The organism is Cupriavidus sp. R6-3, assembly GCF_059772245.1.
The window spans coordinates 73715-92709 of record NZ_JCBAJO010000001.1; the positions used below are offsets into that span (position 1 = coordinate 73715).

At 67.0% G+C, this 18995-nt stretch carries 19 protein-coding genes; 10 read left to right on the forward strand and 9 right to left on the reverse strand.

The window, feature by feature from the left end; all coding sequences use genetic code 11:
• Window positions 1-12: 12 nt before the first annotated feature.
• Both AC6EI8_RS00320 and AC6EI8_RS00325 read right to left on the reverse strand, forming a co-directional pair.
• Entirely contained in the window at window positions 13-693 is a 681-nt protein-coding gene (locus AC6EI8_RS00320; RefSeq protein ID WP_498380949.1) for an N-acetyltransferase, read from the reverse strand.
• A gap of 8 nt (window positions 694-701) precedes the next feature.
• A complete protein-coding gene (locus AC6EI8_RS00325) occupies window positions 702-1562 on the reverse strand; it encodes a hypothetical protein (RefSeq protein WP_498380950.1) in 861 nt (286 codons plus the stop codon).
• Window positions 1563-2036: 474 nt separating this feature from the next.
• Between AC6EI8_RS00325 and AC6EI8_RS00330 the strand changes: the two genes are divergently transcribed.
• Window positions 2037-2171 carry a hypothetical protein gene (locus tag AC6EI8_RS00330; protein ID WP_498380952.1) on the forward strand — a complete coding sequence of 45 codons (135 nt, stop codon included), beginning with the start codon at window positions 2037-2039 and terminating at the stop codon, window positions 2169-2171.
• Between the two features lie 183 nt (window positions 2172-2354).
• On the opposite strand, the gene AC6EI8_RS00335 is transcribed toward AC6EI8_RS00330, so the two are convergent.
• Both AC6EI8_RS00335 and ku read right to left on the reverse strand, forming a co-directional pair.
• A complete protein-coding gene (locus AC6EI8_RS00335) occupies window positions 2355-3275 on the reverse strand; it encodes a tetratricopeptide repeat protein (RefSeq protein WP_265634194.1) in 921 nt (306 codons plus the stop codon).
• Window positions 3272-4153 carry a non-homologous end joining protein Ku gene (gene ku / locus AC6EI8_RS00340; RefSeq protein ID WP_498380953.1) on the reverse strand — a complete coding sequence of 294 codons (882 nt, stop codon included), beginning with the start codon at window positions 4151-4153 and terminating at the stop codon, window positions 3272-3274. Before ku ends, AC6EI8_RS00335 begins: the two co-directional genes overlap by 4 nt.
• Window positions 4154-4340: 187 nt before the next feature.
• Here ku and AC6EI8_RS00345 point away from each other — a divergent pair, with 187 nt between their 5' ends.
• The 3 genes from AC6EI8_RS00345 to AC6EI8_RS00355 all read left to right on the forward strand — a co-directional run bounded on the left by AC6EI8_RS00345 (window position 4341) and on the right by AC6EI8_RS00355 (window position 6642).
• A complete protein-coding gene (locus AC6EI8_RS00345) occupies window positions 4341-5132 on the forward strand; it encodes an amino acid ABC transporter substrate-binding protein (RefSeq protein ID WP_226105447.1) in 792 nt (263 codons plus the stop codon).
• A 63-nt stretch (window positions 5133-5195) separates the two neighbouring features.
• Window positions 5196-5849: an amino acid ABC transporter permease gene (locus AC6EI8_RS00350; RefSeq protein ID WP_006576339.1), complete on the forward strand. Its 654-nt coding sequence runs from the start codon at window positions 5196-5198 to the stop codon at window positions 5847-5849.
• Window positions 5850-5889: 40 nt separating this feature from the next.
• Window positions 5890-6642, forward strand: a complete 753-nt coding sequence (locus AC6EI8_RS00355) for an amino acid ABC transporter ATP-binding protein (RefSeq protein WP_498380994.1) — start codon at window positions 5890-5892, stop codon at window positions 6640-6642.
• Window positions 6643-6740: 98 nt separating this feature from the next.
• On the opposite strand, the gene AC6EI8_RS00360 is transcribed toward AC6EI8_RS00355, so the two are convergent.
• On the reverse strand, window positions 6741-7439 hold the full coding sequence (locus tag AC6EI8_RS00360; protein ID WP_498380954.1) for a GntR family transcriptional regulator: 699 nt from the start codon (window positions 7437-7439) through the stop codon (window positions 6741-6743).
• Window positions 7440-7618: 179 nt separating this feature from the next.
• On the opposite strand from AC6EI8_RS00360, the gene AC6EI8_RS00365 reads away from it, so the two are divergent.
• Together AC6EI8_RS00365 and AC6EI8_RS00370 are read left to right on the forward strand one after the other, a co-directional pair.
• A complete protein-coding gene (locus tag AC6EI8_RS00365) occupies window positions 7619-8659 on the forward strand; it encodes a Bug family tripartite tricarboxylate transporter substrate binding protein (protein WP_370639466.1) in 1041 nt (346 codons plus the stop codon).
• A 67-nt stretch (window positions 8660-8726) separates the two neighbouring features.
• The gene (locus AC6EI8_RS00370; RefSeq protein ID WP_498380956.1) at window positions 8727-10499 is read left to right on the forward strand and encodes a hypothetical protein; all 1773 of its coding nucleotides are present in this window, start codon (window positions 8727-8729) and stop codon (window positions 10497-10499) included.
• A 174-nt stretch (window positions 10500-10673) separates the two neighbouring features.
• Here the strand turns inward: AC6EI8_RS00370 and AC6EI8_RS00375 are convergent, their stop codons facing one another.
• A complete protein-coding gene (locus tag AC6EI8_RS00375; protein ID WP_498380957.1) occupies window positions 10674-11303 on the reverse strand; it encodes a DUF4142 domain-containing protein in 630 nt (209 codons plus the stop codon).
• 396 nt (window positions 11304-11699) lie between these two features.
• Here AC6EI8_RS00375 and AC6EI8_RS00380 point away from each other — a divergent pair, with 396 nt between their 5' ends.
• On the forward strand, window positions 11700-12383 hold the full coding sequence (locus AC6EI8_RS00380) for a GntR family transcriptional regulator (RefSeq protein WP_149318245.1): 684 nt from the start codon (window positions 11700-11702) through the stop codon (window positions 12381-12383).
• A gap of 127 nt (window positions 12384-12510) precedes the next feature.
• Here the strand turns inward: AC6EI8_RS00380 and AC6EI8_RS00385 are convergent, their stop codons facing one another.
• Window positions 12511-13539, reverse strand: coding sequence for a Bug family tripartite tricarboxylate transporter substrate binding protein (locus AC6EI8_RS00385; RefSeq protein ID WP_370639467.1), 1029 nt, complete (start codon window positions 13537-13539; stop codon window positions 12511-12513).
• Window positions 13540-13597: 58 nt separating this feature from the next.
• Window positions 13598-14797 (reverse strand): CaiB/BaiF CoA transferase family protein, encoded by a 1200-nt coding sequence (locus tag AC6EI8_RS00390; protein WP_226105457.1) that lies wholly within the window; start codon window positions 14795-14797, stop codon window positions 13598-13600.
• Window positions 14798-15008: 211 nt separating this feature from the next.
• Between AC6EI8_RS00390 and AC6EI8_RS00395 the strand changes: the two genes are divergently transcribed.
• Genes AC6EI8_RS00395 through AC6EI8_RS00405 form a run of 3 tightly spaced genes read left to right on the forward strand, consistent with a single transcriptional unit; the run spans window position 15009 to window position 17580 of the window.
• Complete coding sequence (locus tag AC6EI8_RS00395; protein ID WP_498380958.1) at window positions 15009-15989, forward strand: quinone oxidoreductase family protein; 981 nt, start codon at window positions 15009-15011, stop codon at window positions 15987-15989.
• 40 nt (window positions 15990-16029) lie between these two features.
• Window positions 16030-16767, forward strand: coding sequence for a glutathione S-transferase family protein (locus AC6EI8_RS00400; RefSeq protein ID WP_498380959.1), 738 nt, complete (start codon window positions 16030-16032; stop codon window positions 16765-16767).
• Window positions 16768-16821: 54 nt separating this feature from the next.
• A complete protein-coding gene (locus AC6EI8_RS00405) occupies window positions 16822-17580 on the forward strand; it encodes an enoyl-CoA hydratase/isomerase family protein (protein WP_226105463.1) in 759 nt (252 codons plus the stop codon).
• 89 nt (window positions 17581-17669) lie between these two features.
• On the opposite strand, the gene AC6EI8_RS00410 is transcribed toward AC6EI8_RS00405, so the two are convergent.
• On the reverse strand, window positions 17670-18698 hold the full coding sequence (locus AC6EI8_RS00410; RefSeq protein ID WP_498380960.1) for a LysR family transcriptional regulator: 1029 nt from the start codon (window positions 18696-18698) through the stop codon (window positions 17670-17672).
• Between the last annotated feature and the right edge of the window lie 297 nt (window positions 18699-18995).

Sequence of the window (18995 nt, forward strand, 5' to 3'; positions counted from 1 at the left end):
GTTGTTTCACGACTACACCACCATACCCGTTGCGGCCCTCAGCGCCGCCATCGTCCATCCCCGTCCCAGCAGCACCATGCGGGTATGCAGGTCGTCCCGCACGGTCTCGGACACCTGCGGCCCCAGGTCGCGCAGCGCCTTGTCGCGTAGTTCCACATAACCGCGTTCGTAGTCCGCCGCCAGGGCATGCCATAACGCATGCGCGCCCAGCGATTGGCGTGCGCCGGTGATCAGGCAGTGTCCCGCATCAAGATACCGGCGATAGATCGCCGAGGCCAGGCCACGGCGCTGGTAGGGCGGGGCGAACTTCGAATGCGGGGCGCGCAGATGGCGGTCGGCGCGGCGGTCCAGTTCGACCAGCCGGTTGAAGACGGTATAGCCGGCAAGCCGGCGCCGCACGGTGTCTTCAACATAGAAGTAATACTCCCCATCCGCCTCGCGGAAGCGCACCACCAGCCCCGGCAGGGCCGAGGGCGTGGCCGCGATGCCGTGCAGGCAGTCGCCGGGCTGGTAGAGCCGGTCGTACAGTGTCTGCAATTCGGCCTCGAGCGCGTCGGGGGCGTGATCGACATCGATGCGCAGTTCGATGGCGCGCAGCAGGCGGGCGAGGGTGGGGCGGCTTGTATGCCGCTGTCGCGGCGAGTCCGGCCATGAAGCGGGGCCGGCGGCCGCATGGGCGAGCAGGAAGGACATGGCCGTCGTCAACCGCTCTGCCAGGCGCCGCTGACCAGGTTCTCGGGTTTGCGGCGGGCAACGATGCGCGCGCTGACGTCCCAGATATCGATCCGCACGTTCAGTCCCGCATGAATGCCATATCCCGGCCCGGTGACGATGTCCTCGTCGGTCTGCACGCCTTCGCCGGCCTTGATCGCGCTCTCCGCCACGATGGATCCCGTTGCCTTGATGCCCCAGCCGGCTTCGATATGGTGGCTGCTGCGGATCGCGCCGCCGGCCTCGATGCCGTGGCCGGCGCTGATGCCGTGGCCCTGCAGATCGCCGTCGGCCTTCAGCGTCCCGCCGCAGCGGATCGCGTGCTGCGCGGCGATGCTGTCCCCCGCGCGCAGATTGCGGCCGACGTGGATGTGCTCGCCCGCGCTGATGTCCCAGCCCGCGCGCACGCTGCCCTTGGCATCGAGGAAGGTTGCGACGTCGATGCCCCACGCGGCCTTGATGTCGCCGCCGGCCTCGATGGCGCCGCCGCTGTAGAGATTGCCGGCGCAGTCGATATCTTCGCCGGCGATGATCGCCGTGCCCGCGCGGATGCCGCCGCCGACGCGGATCGTGCGGCCGGCCCGGACCACCGAATCGACATCGATGGCGCCGCGCACGACCAGCGTGCCGGCGAACACCAGCGCGCCGGCGTTCAGCGCATCGAGCGTCAGCACGGCATCGGTGGGGCCGAACTGGTCCAGCAGCCAGCACGCATCGCCGACGCGGCCGGCATCGACCAGCGCATCGAGCAGCCGCTGGTAGTCGCTGCCGTCATGCCGGTTGCGCAGGAACCATTTGTAGCCGTCCGCGCAGGGGCGTTTCGCCTTGACGAAATTCTGGGTGAGTTCCATGGACATCGGGACCTCGGTAGTCGGTGAAGGGTGGGGCTGTCGTGCCTTGGGCGGTGGCACGCACGAATGCAAGCGCGATGCCGCGCTCCCTCTCCCCACGCGGGAGAGGGAGGCGCGGAGGGAAACCGCGTTCAAACCGCCTACAGCGGATTCATCACGATGAATTCAACCGCGAGATAAAGCGCGGCAATGCCGGCCATGGCGAGCAGGGCGCGGCGATAGACGACGGCGGATTTTCTGGTCTTGGCGGACATGCGCTCTCCCAATTGCACGTTGAACAGTGGATCGCCGATCGTCGATGGCGATCCCCGGGCAATGTGCCGTGCCAGGGAGACCGGTGTGGGACTGTTGGTGCTAGTCCCGGACTCCCCGCACGGCTGAGAGAAGCACGGCGGGAATATGGGATGTGCGGGCGACCATGGCCTGGCGCGCGGCAAAGCCGCAAGCGTCGCCGTACGCGCGTGCCGCCACAGCATGCAGGGCATGCTGGAAAAGGGCGGAGCGGCGCAGGACGAGTTGCATTCGGTCGCGAAGAAGAGGAAGAGTGAGCCGGTGTCTTCGGTGGAGCGTTTGCTCCATCGGCCCGGAAAACCGGGGAAAAACGGCTGAAAGCAGGCCGAGTATCCCATAGCCGTTGAGAAGTCTCAACCCTGCGGCGCACCATGCGCCCTCGACAGAGCCCGTGCCACAGCCCCCCAGCGGCAGACGCTCAACGGCCGAGCCTCATCGGCAGCCCCTCTTCGGCAGCCCCTCATCGGGAGCCCCTCATCGGCAGCCCCTCATCGGCAGCCCTCAGCGACAGTACTTCCGATACTGGTTGAAATGCCGAATCGCGCGATGCGCGTCGCCCAGCTGCTCATGCAGCCGGGCCGCATTGAAATGCGCATCCGCCATGTCCGGCGCGATGTCGATGCAGCGGTGATAGCTGCGCAGCGCGTCCTCGTATCGCTCCAGATCTTCGAGCGTGACGCCGAGATTGAAGTGGAGCAGCGGTTCGTCGCCGATCGCGGTGAGCGCGTCCCGATACAGCGATTCGGCCTCCTGCACGCGCCCCGCCTCGGTCAGCAGGCAGCCGAGGTTCAAATAGGGATCGGCGTAGTCGGGGGCGATCGCGATCGCGCGGCGGTAGGCTTGTTCGGCCTTGCGCATGTCCTGTGCTTCGAGCTGGCAGCCGAGCTGGAACCATGTACCGGCGTCGGGGCCGTGGCCGGTATGCTCCTCCGCGCGGTGCTCGGTGGGGTCGGTGCGGTTGTCAGCGCGGTTGTCAGCGCCGTCATCAGCGCTGTTTTTGGCCGGGTTGTCGGCCTTCCTCGCCGACTGGATCGACAGCACCGCGCCCGGCTGCGACCGGCTCGGCTGCAATTCCATCACCAGCTGGCCGGTCTCGACCTCCCACTGGCGATGCGCCTCGGAGACGACCACGCCATTGCCGACCGCCGCGATCCGCACACCCGACAGCGGCCGGTCCTGCGACCACGCCTTCAATCGCTGCAAGGCCCGCGTGACGCGCCGCGGCGGCACATTGGCCTTCTTCAGCGAATCGGCGGTGCGGATCAGCACCACGTCCTGGAACGAGAACTGGCGCTCGCCGCGGCTGCCCTTGATCGGTTCGAGCAAACCTGCCCGCGTCAGGCTCGCCACCGTCCCGCGCGAGACGCCGAACGTGCCTTCGATGTCCTTCAGCGTGAAGCTGTCCTTGCCGACCGCGCTCATTTCCTGGCAGTACGTCGGATCGGGGTCGCGGCCTCCGTGGCGCGCTTGGCGCCCTTGCGCGGCGCCGCCTCGCGCGCAGGCTTCTTCGCGGCGGTCTGCGACTTGCTCAGGCTCGCCTTGAGCGCCGCCATCAGGTCGATCACCTCGCCGCCCTCGCTGGGCCGCTCCGCCGTCGCCGATACCGTGATCTTCTTGCCCTCGATCTTCTTGTCGATCTCGGCCAGCACGCGCTGCTTCTCCTCGTCCTGATAGGCCGCGGGGTCGTAGGCCTCCACCGTGCTCTGCTCGATCAGCTGCTCGGCCAGCGTCAGCTCGGCGGGGCGGATATCGGTGCGCTCGACGTTCAGGTCCGCCATCGAACGGACCTCGTCCGCATAGAGCAATTGCTGCAGCACCAGGCCCTCGTCGTTGGCGCGCACCTGCACCATGTACTGCTTGCCCTTCCACACCCAGGTGGCCAGCGCGCAGGTCCCGGTCTTGCGCATCGCCTCGGTCAGCAGGCTGTACGGCTTGGCGCCGCGCTTGTCGGGGGCCAGATAGTAGGCCTTGTCGAAATAGATCGGGTCGATGGCGCCGGTCGGCATGAAGGCGACGATGTCGATGGTGTGGCGCGCGCCGGTCTCCAGCGCGTCGAGCTCCTCCGGCGCGAACACCACGTACCGGTCCTTCTCGAACTCGTAGCCCTTGACCATGTCGGCGCGCTCGACGACCACGCCCTCGCGCTGACAGATGTACTGCTGCCGCAGCCGCGAGCCGCAGCCCTTGTGCAGCAGGTTGAAACCGATGCCGGACTTGCTTTCGGTCGCGGAAAAGACCCGGACCGGGATGGAAACCAAGCCGAAGCTCAGCGAGAGGGAGGCAATGGAGCGTGCGGCCATTTCGTCACCTTTCGGGTTGGCGTATTGCTAAAGAATAGTCGACGCATCGACTGCACGCATCCCTCAGCCTTTCGTATAATGGCGGGTTTGCCGCCACGTCACCGCGCCAAAGCGGGATTCGGGCGGCTCCCGGGCACTGCCCGCCCTCTGCTCTGACGCTCTGACCTCGCTCCGCGCCTCTCCCACCATGAAAACTCTGAAAGCCCTCCTGATCGTCTCCGCCGTGGCCCTGTTCGCCGCCTGCGGCAAGTCCGAACAAGCTCCCGCCGCCGGTGCGCCGGCCGCGGCCGCCAAGACCGTCGTGGTCGGCCTGGACGACAACTTCCCGCCGATGGGCTTTCGCGATGCCAACAATGAACTGGTCGGCTTCGATATCGACATGGCCAAGGAGGCCGCGCGCCGCCTCGGCATGACGGTCGAGTTCAAGCCCATCGACTGGAGCGCCAAGGAGGCCGAGCTGAACGGGAAGCGCGTCGACGTGCTGTGGAACGGCCTGACCATCACCGACGAGCGCAAGAAGAACATCAGCTTCACCGCGCCCTACATGAGCAACCACCAGATCATCGTGGTGGGCAGCGCCTCGCCGATCAAGGCCAAGGCCGACCTGGCCGGCCGCATCGTCGGTGCGCAGGACGGCAGCAGCGCGGTCGACGCGATCCGCAAGGAGGCGCAGGTGGCCGCCAGCATCAAGGAGCTGAAGACCTTCGGCGACAACGTGACGGCGCTGATGGACCTGGCCGCCGGCCGCCTCGACGCCATCGTGGTCGATGAGGTCGTGGGCCGCTATCTGGTCAGCAAGCGCGCCGGCGAGTACCGCGTGCTCGACGAGAACTTCGGCACCGAGGACTACGGCGTCGGCCTGCGCAAGGACGACACCGAACTGCTGGCGCAGCTGGACAAGACGCTGGCCGAGATGAAGCAGGACGGCACGGCCTCCCGCATCGCGCAGCAGTGGTTCGGCGCGAATCTGATCAAGTAAGCCCGCCGCGCCCCTTCACGGGGCGCCGCTTTTTTCTGGATCCCGCGCGCCGGGTTTCGATCCATGGACTACGTTCTCTCCCTGCTGGGACCGATGGCGCAGGGCGCGCGGATCACGCTCTCGCTGTTCTTCATCACGCTGGCGCTGTCGGTCCCGCTGGGCCTGGCGCTCGCGCTGGCGCGGCTGTCGGCATGGCGGCCGCTGAGCGTGGCCGTCAACGGCTATATCTGGCTGATGCGCGGCACGCCGCTGATGCTGCAGCTGCTGTTCGTCTATTTCGCGCTGCCGTTGTTGCCGGTGGTGGGCGTGCGCCTGCCGGACTTTCCCGCGGCGGTGGTCGCCTTCGCGTTGAACTACGCGGCGTATTTCGCCGAGATCTTCCGCGCCGGCATCCAGTCCGTCGACCGCGGCCAGTATGAAGCCAGCAAGGCGCTCGGCATGACCTACCTGCAGACGATGCGCCGCGTGGTGCTGCCGCAGATGGTGCGGCGCGTGCTGCCGCCGGTCAGCAACGAGACCATCACGCTGGTCAAGGACACCTCGCTGATCTACGTGCTGGCGCTGAACGACATCCTGCGCACCGCGCGCGGCATCGTGCAGCGCGACTTCACCACCACGCCTTTCCTGGTCGCCGCGGCGTTCTATCTGCTGATGACGCTGCTGCTGACCTGGATGTTCCAAAGCCTGGAAAAACGCTATGCCGCACACGATCAATGAGCCGCAGAACCGCGGCGGCGAAGGGCAGGAGCGCCCGGTGATGATCCGCGCCCGCGATATCGTCAAGTCGTTCGGCGCCAATCGCGTGCTGCACGGCGTCTCGCTGACGCTGCGCAAGGGCGAGGTGGTGGCGGTCATCGGGCCGTCCGGCTCGGGCAAAAGCACGCTGCTGCGCTGCCTGAACCATCTCGAGACGATCGACGGCGGCAGCATCGAGATCGAGGGCGAGACGCTGGCCGAGCCCGGCGCGGACCAGCGCAGCCGCTACGTGCCGGACGCCGAGGTACGCCGCATCTGCCGCAAGATGGGCATGGTGTTCCAGTCCTTCAATCTGTTCCCGCACATGACGGTGCTGCAGAACATCATCGAGGCGCCGATGACGGTCAAGGGCATGGCGCGCGATGCCATCGTGCCGATCGCCGATGCGCTGCTGCGCAAGGTCGGCCTGCTGGAGAAGCGCGACAACTATCCGTCGCGCCTGTCGGGCGGGCAGAAGCAGCGCGTGGCGATCGCCCGCGCGCTGGCGATGGAGCCGGACATCATGCTGTTCGACGAACCGACCTCGGCGCTCGATCCCGAGCTGACCGGCGAGGTGCTGCGCACGATGCGGCAGCTGGCGGATGACCACATGACCATGCTGGTGGTCACGCACGAAATGGGCTTCGCGCGCGAAGTCGCGCACCGGGTCGTCTTCATGGACCAGGGCCGCATCGTCGAGAGCGCGTCGTCCGAGGAATTCTTCCGCGCGCCGCAGCATCCGCGCACGCGGGAGTTCCTGGCCCATATGTTGTAGGCCGCTGCGCTGCCAGGCGGGGCGAGGTTGGGCGGGGCGAGGCGGGGCGAGGCGGGGCGAGGCGAGGCTGGGCTGGACTGGGCCGGGCGTTTGGCCCGCTACGTCGCCGGATGCAGCCCCTGCACCAGCGCGCGCTTGTTGTCCCGGCTGCGGCGCGCGTGCTCGCGCATCAGCGCCTCGGCCCGTGTCCCTTCATGCGCGACGATGGCCCGCACCACATCCTCATGATCGAACTGCGCGCGCTGCACGAAGGCCAGTTCCAGCGACGGCTGCACTCCCGCCGCGCCCAGCGCGCCAGGGCCCGCCATCGGCGTCCTGGCGATATGGTCGAGCGCCGATGCCAGCGCCGGATTGCCCGCGCCCTCGACCAGCGCCCGATGAAAGCGCGCATTCATCGCCGCCCAGCGCGTGGTATCGACCGGCGCATCCTTCCCGAGCAGCGCCTGCTCGACCAGTAGCCGCCCCTCGTCGACGCAGGCCTGCAGCACCGCGAATATCTCTCTGGTGACGCCTTGCTCCGCCAGCAGCCGTGCCGCCATGCCTTCGAGCGTGCCGCGCACGTCGATCGCCATGGCCACTTCATCCAGCGTGACCTGACGCACGCGGAACCCGCGCGTCGGCAGACGCTCCAGCAGACCCTCCTTTTCCAGCTCGCCCAGCGCCAGCCGCAGCGGGGTCCGGGACACGCCCAATTCCCCGGAGAACTGCACCTCGCGGATCCGTTCGCCGGCCCGCAGGTCGCCGGCCAGGATGCGGCGCCGCAATTCCATCGTCACGCGTTCTATCTGGGAGGCCATCGATCAAAAGTGGAGTTGGGCAGACATGTGGGGTTTCATTATGGCATGAGGCCAGCTTGACGCAGCCGGGTGCATCGCCAATACTGCATGCAAAAGGCATCATAGGTCGACGATAAACGGCATTGGTAAGCATGTTTGCATGCAAACAGCGACAAAATGCCGGACAGGAGACAAGCGCCGTGCCATCCCGATTCCTGCGGCGGCGGCAAGCCCCGCGCTCGCCCGTCGTTTCCCCGCGCCGCCGTGCGACAGCCTTCGCGCTCGCGGCGGTGGCAACCGGACTGCTGGCTGGCCCCGCTGCAGCCGTTGCCGCGTCCGAGCCGTATCCGTCCAAGGCGATCCGCCTGATCGTCCCGTTCCCCGCCGGCGGTGGCGGCGACACGCTGGCCCGCCTCGTGATGACCCGCGCCGGCAAGGAGCTTGGCCAGTCGCTGGTGATCGAGAACGTGGCGGGCGCCGGCGGCAATATCGGCTCGCAGGCCGCGGCAAAGGCGGCGCCGGACGGCTATACGCTGCTGTACGGCACCAATGGCACCTTCGCCATCAATCACGCGCTGTACAAGCGCACCGGCTTCGATGCGATGCAGGACTTCGTGCCCGTCGCGCAGTTGACGCGCATCGCCACGATGGTGGTCACGCGTCCCGGCTTTCCGGCGAAGACCTTCCCCGAACTGCTGCAGGTGCTGAAGGCCAATCCCGGCAAATACACGGTTGCGTCGGCCGGCAACGGCACCACCTCGCATCTGGCTTCCGAACTGCTGAAGGCATCGGCCGGCGTCTCGATGGTCCATGTGCCGTACCGCGGGGGCGCGCTGGCGCTGACGGACCTGATGGGCGGCCAGGTCGACCTGATGATCGAGGTGATGCCCAACGTCATGCCGGCGGTGCGCGGCGGCAAGGTGCAGGGCCTCGCCGTGACGACCGCGCAGCGCGTGCCGAGCTTTCCCGATGCGCCCACCGTGGCGGAGCAGGGCCTGGCCGGCTTCGAGGTCAGCGCGTGGGACGGCATCTTCGTGCCGAAGGGCACGCCGGCCGATGTCGTCGCGAAGGTCCACGCCGCGATTCAGAAGGCGCTGGCCGACCCCGCGCTGCGGCAGCAGCTGCTGGACCGCGGCGCCGAGCCGGTACCGCAATCGAGCGCCGCCTTCGCGCAATTCGTTCGTGCCGAATATGACCGCTGGGGGGCGCTGGTCAAGCGCTCCGGCGCCAGCGTCGATTGATCGCTGAGGGCTCGGCGTCCCCGCCGCCCCGACCGGCTGCCATTCCATCGCAAGAACCGAGACAGACATGACCGCCCATTCCGCTCGCAAGCCCGACGCCAACGCCAACGCCAACACCAACGCCAACACCAACGCCAACGCCAACGCCAACGCCAACACCAACGCCAACACCAACACCAACGCCAACGCCAACGCCAACGCCAACGCCAACGCCAACGCCAACGCCAACCACCGCTCGCCTGCCGCCGACGATCGCAGCGGCCTGCCGCACTACGACCGTCCGCCGCTGAAGGACAGTCGCCGCCCGCGATGCCCGCCGTTCGTCGAGATCACCGATGCCGACCAGCTGCTGCCGTATCTCGAACACGTCGCGCGCCGTCCGTACAACCACGGGCTCAACGCCTGCTGGGACCTGAAGGAGGGCGAGCGCGTGCTGCTGCGCGTCGACAACTGGCACAGCGAGCTGACGATCCAGGCATGCCAGCGCATCCTCGAGAAGTACAAGGTCAGGTACGAGATCCAGAAGGTCGATCGCGGCCCGATCCCGACCTGGGTCGGGGCCGACGAGGTCGACTACTACCTGTTCCGCACGCGCGAGCTGGCGCAGTGGATGGACATGTGGGAAGAGGAAGAAAAGAAGCAGCAGTACGACAAGATCTTGATGGGCTACGGCGGCCCGGTGCTGGCCGAGCGCTTCATCAAGATCCAGCGCATGCCCTTCATCACGCCGGAGATCCTGGCCTCGCCCGCGCATGCGATGCCGATCGAGGTCATCAACGCGATCGACCGCTGGACCTGGGACCGCATCCGTACCGCGCGGCGGGCGCGCATTACGGACCCCGAGGGCACCGACATCAGCTTCACCAATCACGACGACTACTGGGACGCGCGGCGCGAGTTCTATCACCCCGACCTGACCGCGGCGACCTGGCGCGGCAACGAGCATTTCGGCAAGACCTATCTGCCGGGGCATATCACCGGGCGGCCGTGGATGTTCCATCCGTTCAAGGAGGACGGCTGCGGCGTGATCGCCGGCACCACCAACCATATCGCGCCGTGCGACTGGACCCAGCTCGTGGTCGAGAATTCGAAGATCACGCGCATCAACGCCGGCGGCGACTTTGGCGACAAGCTGCGCTACGTGATGGAGCAGACCCGGGACATCCAGTATCCGACCTTCCCAGGCAAGGGCCTGATGTACTGGTGGGAGGCGTCGATCGGCACCAATCCGCATATCCACCGGCCGCGCAAGGACTTCCCGTCGGGCTTCGTCAATTGCCTGTACGAGCGCGTGCGCTCCGGCGTCATCCATATGGGCTTCGGCACCATCATCTCCTCGATGGCCGAGCGCGAGGCCGCCAGGATGGGGCATCTGGTCGGCCACTGGCACCTGCACCTGTATTTCCCCACGTACACCACCGAGCGGTCCGGCGACAACGAGAACATCATCGAGAACGGCCGCCTGCTGGCGCTCGACGACCCCGCCATCCGCAAGCTGTGCGCGAAGTACGGCGATCCGGACCTGTGGCTCGACGAGAGCTGGAATCCCGCGGTGCCGGGCATCAATATGCAGGGCGACTACTGGTCGCACTATGCAAAGGACCCGCTGCACTGGGTCAAGACCGAGCTGGAGGTCTGCCGCAACTACCACCCGATGTTCATGCGGATGGTCGATGCCGATGCGAAGTACTGCGAAGGCGAGGGCGCGCGCTGGTGGAAGGGCGGTTGCTGCAACCACAGCGGCGTGCAGGCGCCGGTGTTGCCGGGCAACTGCTGCGGCACGGAGGCAGCGCCGGTGCAGGCCGGCCATTGCTGCCATGGCGGTGCGGCGTCGGCTTGAGGGCGTGCGCGGCGCGGCGGATAGGTTCGGGGCGAAGCGGAGCGGTGATCGACCGGACCAGCAGGCCGCCGCGGTCAGATGCGGCGGCCCGCCAGCGGCAGGACTGGGACTGATAACAGGGCCTTACGACTGGCCCCGCAAGAGGGCCTGACGACGGGGCTTAACGACGGGACCTTACTTGTCGTTGCCGACCTTCTTGTTCAGGTCGCGCGCCATCTGCAGATGCTGCTCCAGGTCGGGCACGTGCTTGGCGGCGAAGGCCTTGATGTCGGGGTCCTTCGCGTTCTTCGACGCTTCCTGGAACAGCTTGACCGTCTTTTCATGCGCGGCGACGCCGATCCGGCTGGCGTACATCTTGTCGAAGCGCTCGCCATCCAGCGCGCTGAGCCCCTTCAGCTCCGTGCGCTGCACGACCGAGGGCTCGGTCGGCGGCGTATAGCCCTTGCTGGAAGCCAGCTTGGTGAGCTCCTCGTTGACCATGGTGTGGTCCTTGATCATGCGGGCCGCAAAGGATTTGACGTCGGCATTGGAGGCCTTCTGCTCGGCCAGCTTGCTGCCCTCGACCTCGGCCAGGCCGCCCTGCGCGGCGTTTTCCAGGAAGCTGCGGTCGGCGCGCACCAGCTTGCTGGCGTCGCCCGCGGTGCCTCGCGTGGTGGTCTGATCCGTTGCGGTCGTGGCGGGCATATTGCCGGGCGCCGTGTTCTTCGGCGCGGTGCTGGTGCCTTGCGCCATCACCGCGGTGGACAGCAGCAGGGAACAGGCGGCGGTACTGACGACACTGAGTGCTGCGGTACGGATAGGCATGGCGTGTTCTCCCTTGAAGGTGGATGGGTTCGACCAATCAGCAATATCCGCGCCCAACGCCGGCCTCGCCGATCACCGCCTTCGCCCCGTGGCTCGCGCAGGGCTTGCTGGGGCTTGTGCAGGGCCTGTGCAAGGCTGGCGTTGGGATGTCGTGCGCCACGGTAAAGACACCGCCGCATATCGGTCGGCGCAAAGGCCGGCGACTAGGGCGGCGACGAGGCCGGCGAAAAAATTGCATGCGACGGTAAAAACGCTCGGCCCGGTGGCCGGTTTGGCAGGCAGTTCAACGTCCGGCCACGTCTCCGTACACATAACGCCGCGCAGTGCATGCAAAAACGGCGTTTCGGGTGGCCCCCGTAGTAGAATTGCCCCCACTCAAACCGATGTCCCTGCCGCATGCCCGAAGAGCGAACGAGTCTGGCGGAAACGATCCGCGCCACCATCGAACAGGAGATTCTGTCCGGCAAGCTGGCCAGCGGCGCCCAACTCGACGAGCAGCAGTTGCTGTCGCGTTTCTCGGTATCGCGTACGCCGGTGCGGGAGGCGTTGATCCGGCTGGCGTCGGCCGGGCTGGTCGATCTGGTGCCGCGCCGCGGCGCGATTGTGTCCGCCATCACGCTGCGCGAATACGTTGCCATGAGCGAGATCCTGGTACAGCTCGAGGCATTGGCGGCCCAGCTGGCCGCGCGGCGTATCACCGAGGCCGAACGGGGGGCGCTGCGGGAAGCCTATGCGGCTTGCCAGCAGGCGGCGGCGCAGGCCAGCGCCGACCGTTATCGCGAGGCCAATGACCGTTTCCACGCGGTCATCTACGAGGCCTGCCGCAACGAGATCCTGAGCGCGCAGATTCGCACGATGCGGGCCCGCATGCGTGGCATGCGCGACTACCGCTTCGAGAAGCCCGCGCGCATTCGCGCCTCGCTCGAGGAACATGGCGCGGTGATGGAGGCGATCCTGCGCGGCGATGAGGAGGCGGCGGCGCGGGCGATGGTCGAGCACATCTCGACCGGCGGGAACGTCTATGCGGACATGATCGCGTCGATGCCGGACGAGGGCGTGGGCGCCAAGGGGGCGCGCTGACCGACGGGGCGCTGACGGAGGGCGCCCCAGCAAGAGCGAGAAAACACGCCAGCGAGCGCGTCAGCAAGCGCGACAGAAGACACGCCAGCCTGCGCACCAACAACCGCGCCAGCCGGCGCCGCGCGTTTCAATCGATCTTCACGCCCGCCTGCACCGTGCGTTGCAGCGCGTTCTTGCCATCCTGCTGCGCCCATTGCTTGAACTCGGCCGGCGAGCGCGACGGTGCCGGTTCGCTGCCGTTGTCGACCAGACGCGTGCGAATGGCCGGATCGGCCAGCACCTTGGTGGCGACGGCATAGAGCTTGTCCGTGACCTCCTTCGGCAGCCCCGCCGGTCCGAACAGCCCGAACCAGAACGTGTAGTCGAAGCCCGGCAAACCGAGCTCGGCAATGGTCGGCAGCCCCGGCGCCACGGCGGAGCGCTGCGGCGTCGTGACGCCGATCATCTTGACCACGCCCTGCGTGCCGAGCGGCAGCACCGACGATGCCGTGCCGAAGGAAAACTCCACTTCGCCCGCCGCCACCGCCTGCAAGGCCGGCGCGCCGCCCTTGTACGGCACGTGTGTCATGTCGACACCGACCGCGTTCGCAAACGACAGCCCGGCGACATGCGGCGATCCGCCGATGCCCGAAGACGAGTAGTTGAACTTGCCGGGATTCGCCTTGGCCTTCGCCGCAAGCGTTTTCACGTCGGCGATGCCGAGGTCCTTGTTGACGGCCAGGATCAGCGGCGAGATGGTCAGCCGCGTAATCGGCGTGAAGCTGTCGGCCTTGTACTTGACCTTGTACAGGTGCTGGTCCATGCCATAGATCGTCGCCGTGGCCAGCCCCAGCGTATAGCCGTCCGCCGGCGCCTGCGCCAGCCATGCCGATGCGAGCGTGCTGCCGGCACCGGGCTTGTTCTCGACCACCACCGGCTGTCCCAGCTCCTTGGACATGGCCTCGCCCACCACGCGCGCAACGAAATCGGCCGCGCCGGCCGGCGTGTAGCCGATCACCAGCCGGATCGGCTTGTTCGGATAGCCTTCGGCCATCGCGGCGCCGGGCGCGATGGCGGCGATCAGACCCACGGCCGCCAGGGCCGCGACAGTGGCAGAGGCCCTGGAAGCCCTAAAGGCCCGGGAGGCCGCGGAGGTCGCTGTGGAATGGCTGTGCATCGGTGTCTCCTTGTTATGTTGCTTGGGTCGATGGGGCTCTGCGGCCCCTCGTCGATCGTCAGGCGATGGCGCCCTTGTCGCGCCACTGCGCGATCAGCTCCGGCGCAAAGCCCAGCTCGCCGAGCAGCTCGTCGGTCTGCTCGCCGGGGTCCGGTGCCGCGCGCGCAAAGCGCTCGGGGTGGGGCGCGGCGGACAGGTTGATCGGCGAGCGCAGCAGGTCGAGTTCGCCTAAAACAGGATGGCGCGCGGTACGGGTCATGCCGAGGTGGCGGACCTGCGGGTCCTCGAAGGCCTGCCCGATATCGAGCACGGGGCCGCAAGGCACGCCGGCCGGATTGAGCCGCGCCATCAATTCCGAGCAGGTAAAGCGCGAGGTGTGGGCCTGGATCGCTTTGTCGAGCGCGGCCCGATTGCGGGCACGCGAACGCGCGTCGCGATAGTCGGCGTGGTCGATCAGATCGTGCGCCTCCAGCGCCTGGCAGAAGTTGGCCCACATCCGTTGCGTGCTGGCCGCGATATTGACCAGGCCATCGCTGGCGCGATAGGTGCCCATCGGCACCAGCGTCGGATGGGCGTTGCCTTGCTGCGTCGGCACTTCGCCGTCGACCGTGTAGCGCGCCGCCTGGAAATCGAGCTTGTTGAGCATCGACTCGATCAGCGAGGTATGGACCCATTGGCCGCGACCGGTCCGTTCGCGGTGGAACAGCGCCAGCAGAATCCCCTGGCCCAGGAACATCCCCGCCGTGGTGTCCGAGATCGCGATGCCGACGCGGACCGGGCCGCGCCCCGGCTCGCCGGTGACCGAGCTCAGCCCGCACATCCCCTGCACGATCTGGTCGACGCCGGGCCGTTCGCTGTAGGGGCCATCCTGGCCGAAGCCCGAGATGCTGGCGAGGATCACGCGCGGATTGCGGGCGCTCAGCGCCTCGTATGTCAGCCCGAGCCTGGCCTTGACCACCGAGCGGAAGTTCTCGACCACCACGTCGGTGTTCTCCAGCAGCCGCGCCAGGATCTGCGCGCCCTCCGGCGTCTTCAGGTCCACGCACATGCTGCGCTTGTTGCGGTGCAGGTTCTGCTCATCCGAGCCGCGGCGTTGGCCCGTCACCGAGCCGTGGTCCTTTGGCGGCGGCGGCTCGAGCCGGATGACATTGGCGCCCCAGTCGGAGAGCAGCCGTACCGCGGCCGGGCCGGCGCGGGCGACGGTCAGGTCGAGGACGTTGATGCCGTGCAATGGAAGTTGGGATTCGGATTGGGCCATGGCAGGGGAAGGATGATGGGGTGCGGCGAGTATACGCACAACAATCGTATGTATACGAATAGGGGGTTGTATGGATGCGGAGCGTCGCTCGGTGTCCTAGACTTTCCGCTGTGCGGTTCCCCACGGCCGCCTCTGATCGCTCGCACGCCAAGGTGCGGCACCAATAAGTGACTTCGGGGCGACCAGCGTGCGTCCCTCTTCGAGGAATCGTATGAATTCGGCGGCAATACAAATACAGAAAAACGGCGGGCCGGACGAACTGGAGTTCATCGAAGTCGCCGTGCCGCCGCCTGGCGAGGGCGAGGTCCAGATCCGGCAAAGCGCGATCGGCGTCAATTTCGCGGACATCTACCAACGGCGCGGCAGCCACGGCCCCCATCAGCCGACCTCGTTCCCGATCGTGCTCGGCTCGCAGGGCGCGGGCCGCATCGAAGCGGTGGGGCCGGGCGTCAGCGGACTGGAGGTCGGCCAATCGGTCGGCTGTTTCCAGCCGGGGGCTTATCAGGTCGTGCGCAACGTTCCGGCGGCACGCGTGGTGCCATTGCCCGCGCAGATCCCCGAAGACGTGGCAGGCGCCACGCTGCTGCGCGGCCTGACCGCGGAATATCTGCTGCGCCGGATTTCCCCGGTCCAACCTGGGGATGCGGTGCTGGTGCATGCGGCGGCCGGCGGCATGGGCGTGATCCTGTGCCAATGGGCGCGTGCCTTGGGCGCGACGGTGATCGGCACGGTCGGCTCGGAGGCCAAGCGAGAGATCGCGCTGGCCCATGGCTGCCATCACGTCATCGATTATCGGCGCGAGGACTTCGCCGCCCGCACGCTCGAACTGACGGACGGCCACGGCGTCGCGGTGGTCTACGACGCAGTCGGCAAGGACGTGTTCGTGCCGTCGCTGTCGTGCCTGCGTCCGCTGGGCATGGCGATCAACTATGGCACCGCGTCCGGCGATGTCGAGGCGTTCGACCTGCAACTGCTGCACGCGAAGTCGCTGATGGTCTGCCGTCCCACGCTGCGCACCTTCATTGCCGATGCGGCGTCGCTGCGCCAAGGCATGGCGGCGCTGTCGGCGGCGGTCGGGGCAGGTCATGTGCGGCTCGAAGTCGGCCAGCGCTTTGCCTTTGCCGACGCGCGCGAGGCCCACCGGCAGCTCGAAGCCCGGCAGACCAGCGGCGCCGTGGTGCTGATTCCGTAGTCCCGCCGGCGATGGAAACCGTATTACCAGGAGAAGCGGCATGAAGCTCTATCACAGCTGGCTGTCCAGCGCGTCGCGCCGCGTGCGCCTGTGCCTGGCCGAGAAGGGCATCCGCTACGACAGCGTGCCGGTCGACATGCGCCGGCAGGAGCATCACTCGGCGGCCTATCTGGCCGTCAATCCCAACGGCGTGGTGCCCGGGCTGGTGCTGGACGACGGCCGGGCGCTGCACGAAAGCAGCACCATCTGCGAATACCTCGACGACACGCATCCGGAGCCGCCGCTGCGGCCGGCCGATCCCTATCGGCGCGCCGTGATGCGCAATTTCATTCGCTGGACCGACGAGCGCGCGCTGCCGAATCTGCTGATCCTGAACTGGAGCCTGGTATTCCAGGCGCAGGCGTCGCAATGGACCGACGCGGAGCTGGCCGAACGGCTGGCCCGCGTGCCGACCGCGCAGCGGCGCGAGGCGTGGCTGCGCGTCGCGCGACGGCCCTATACCGACGACGAGAAGCGCGCCGCGCTGGACCAGTTGAAGGCCATCGTGCCGAAGATGGAGGCGATGCTGGAGGACGGCCCCTGGCTGTTCGGCGATCGCTACACGCTGGCCGATATCGCCGCCGTGCCGTTCGTGGCCCGTCTTGCCGAACTCGATGCCGACGCACTGTCGCCGGATTCCGCGCACGCCGTGGCCGACTGGTGGCGGCGGGTGCAGGCACGTCCCGCGTTTGCCGAAGCACGGATCGATCGCTTCGATGCCGCCGTGGCAAGCGCGTAAGCCGCATTGCTTTCCCCTTGATTCGACCACTCCCTCTCATTGCAAGGCCAGCCCATGTCAGACACCGGATCGCTCCCCATTCTGGAAATCGAAGACCGCATCGCCACCATTACGCTGAGCCGGCCGGAGGTCGCCAACCGGCTCGGCCCGGACGACCTGGCCGCGCTGCGCCAGCATGTCGACACGGTCAATGAGGCCGACGTGCTGGTGCTGCGCATCCGCGGCAGCGGCAAGTATTTCTGCAGCGGCTTCGATATCGGCAAGCTGGCCGCGGGTCAGCGCGGCGCCGGGTTCGAGCCGCTGGTCAATGCGCTGGAAGATTGCCGCCCCGTGACGATTGCCGAGATTCACGGCGGGGTCTACGGCGGCGGCACCGATCTCGCGCTGGCATGCGACTTCCGCATCGGGACACTCGCCACCGAGATGTTCATGCCGGCCGCTCGGCTGGGCCTGCATTTCTATCAGCGCGGCATGGAGCGCTATGTCTCGCGGCTGGGTTTGAATGCCGCCAAGCATCTGTTCCTGACGGCCGAGAAGATCGATGCCGAGGCGATGTTCCGTTGTGGCTTCCTGACCGAATTGCTGCCGGCTTCGGCGCTGCGCGAACGCGTCGAGCAACTGTCGTCCACCATCGCGTCGCTGGCGCCGATTTCGGTGTTCGGCATGAAGAAGCATCTGAATGCGATTGCGCGCGGCGTGCTGGACGTCGAAGCATTGGCCGCCGATATGCAGCGCTCGGTGCAATCGGAGGACATCAAGGAGGGGGCCATCGCCTGGAAGGAAAAGCGGGTGCCGAGGTTTGTCGGGCGATAGTACGGTCGGCGGCCAGGCCGGTAGGCCCGTAGGCCGTCAAGTTCGTCGGGGCGCCAGGTCGTCGGATTGTCAGGGCGTTGAACCGGATATCAAGCCGCCAGTTCCTGCTCCAGCGTTTTCGCGTTGAATCCCGTCAGGCAATCGAGATCCAGCGCGCGGATCTGATCGGTCATGAAGTCGATAAAGACGCGAATGCGGGTCGGCAGGTGCTGGCGGCTGAGATAGCAGATAAAGTGGCCGCGATCGTCCGGCGCGTGCCGGGCCAGCGCCACGACAAGTTCATTGGCCGCGATGTGATCGCAGATCTGGTATCCCGCCATTTGCGCGATGCCCCATCCCTGCAGCACCGCTTCGAGCACCAGATCGGCGTCGTTGAAGGTCAGCCGCGCCGTGGGCATGTATTTGCGCACGGCGCCATCGACCTTGAATTCCCATTCGAATATCCGCCCGCTGGCAAAGCGGAAATTGATGCAATCGTGCTCGGCGAGTTGTTCCAGCGTCTGCGGCAATCCGTGCGCGGCCACATAAGCGGGCGAAGCGCACAACGCCATCTGCATCGGAATCAGCCGCTTGGCGATGATGCTCGAATCTTCGATGCGACCGTTGCGGAATGCCACGTCGATTTGCTCGGAGGCGAAGTCGGTGGGCCGATCGTCGAGCAGCAGGTCGATGGCGATATCCGGATAGGCCTTCATGAAGCGTTCCAGCAGCGGCGCGATGATCTTCCTGCCGAAGCCGACCGTCGAGCTGATGCGGATCAGGCCGCGCGGCGGACCTTCCCGGAGCTCCAGCATGTCGTTCATCGCCTCGACGATATGCGTCACGCCCTGGTGGCAGTTTTCGAAGAAGCGCTGACCTTCGCGCGTCAGCTGCGTGGTGCGCGTGGTACGGAGGAACAGCCGCGTACTGAGCTGGGTCTCCAGCTTCTGCACGTTGCGGCTGACCGCGGAGCGGCCGATGCCCAGGCGCTCGCCGGCCTTGGCAAAGCTGCCCTCGCTGGCGACAGCCATGAACGCCATGATGCCGGCATAGCTCGCCGCAAAGCTGGTGGAAAGCGCGTCGGCGCGATTGGGCAGGCTGAGGCGGAAGGCGCGTTCCGCTGTTTCCGGTTCGTTCATTTCAGCACTCCCTGAATGCATCGCCGCAAGAAATGAGGCGTGCCTGGATGCTAATCAGGCGCCGGTGTACGGTAAATGACAGCGTTCCCTGATTTTCTGCCAGGCTGCCATCGGGTTTCCGCGCGCTTTGCCATGTGCGATCGAGATTGGTGCAGAAATGGAAACGGCGTCGCATTGCCGCATTGCCGCATGGGGCGCCGCATGGATACGCTGCTCGCACGCCCTTGCATGTCGTTGCACACGCTTGCGCGCGCTTGCACGCCATCGCCGGCACGACATAACATCCGGTGTCCTCTT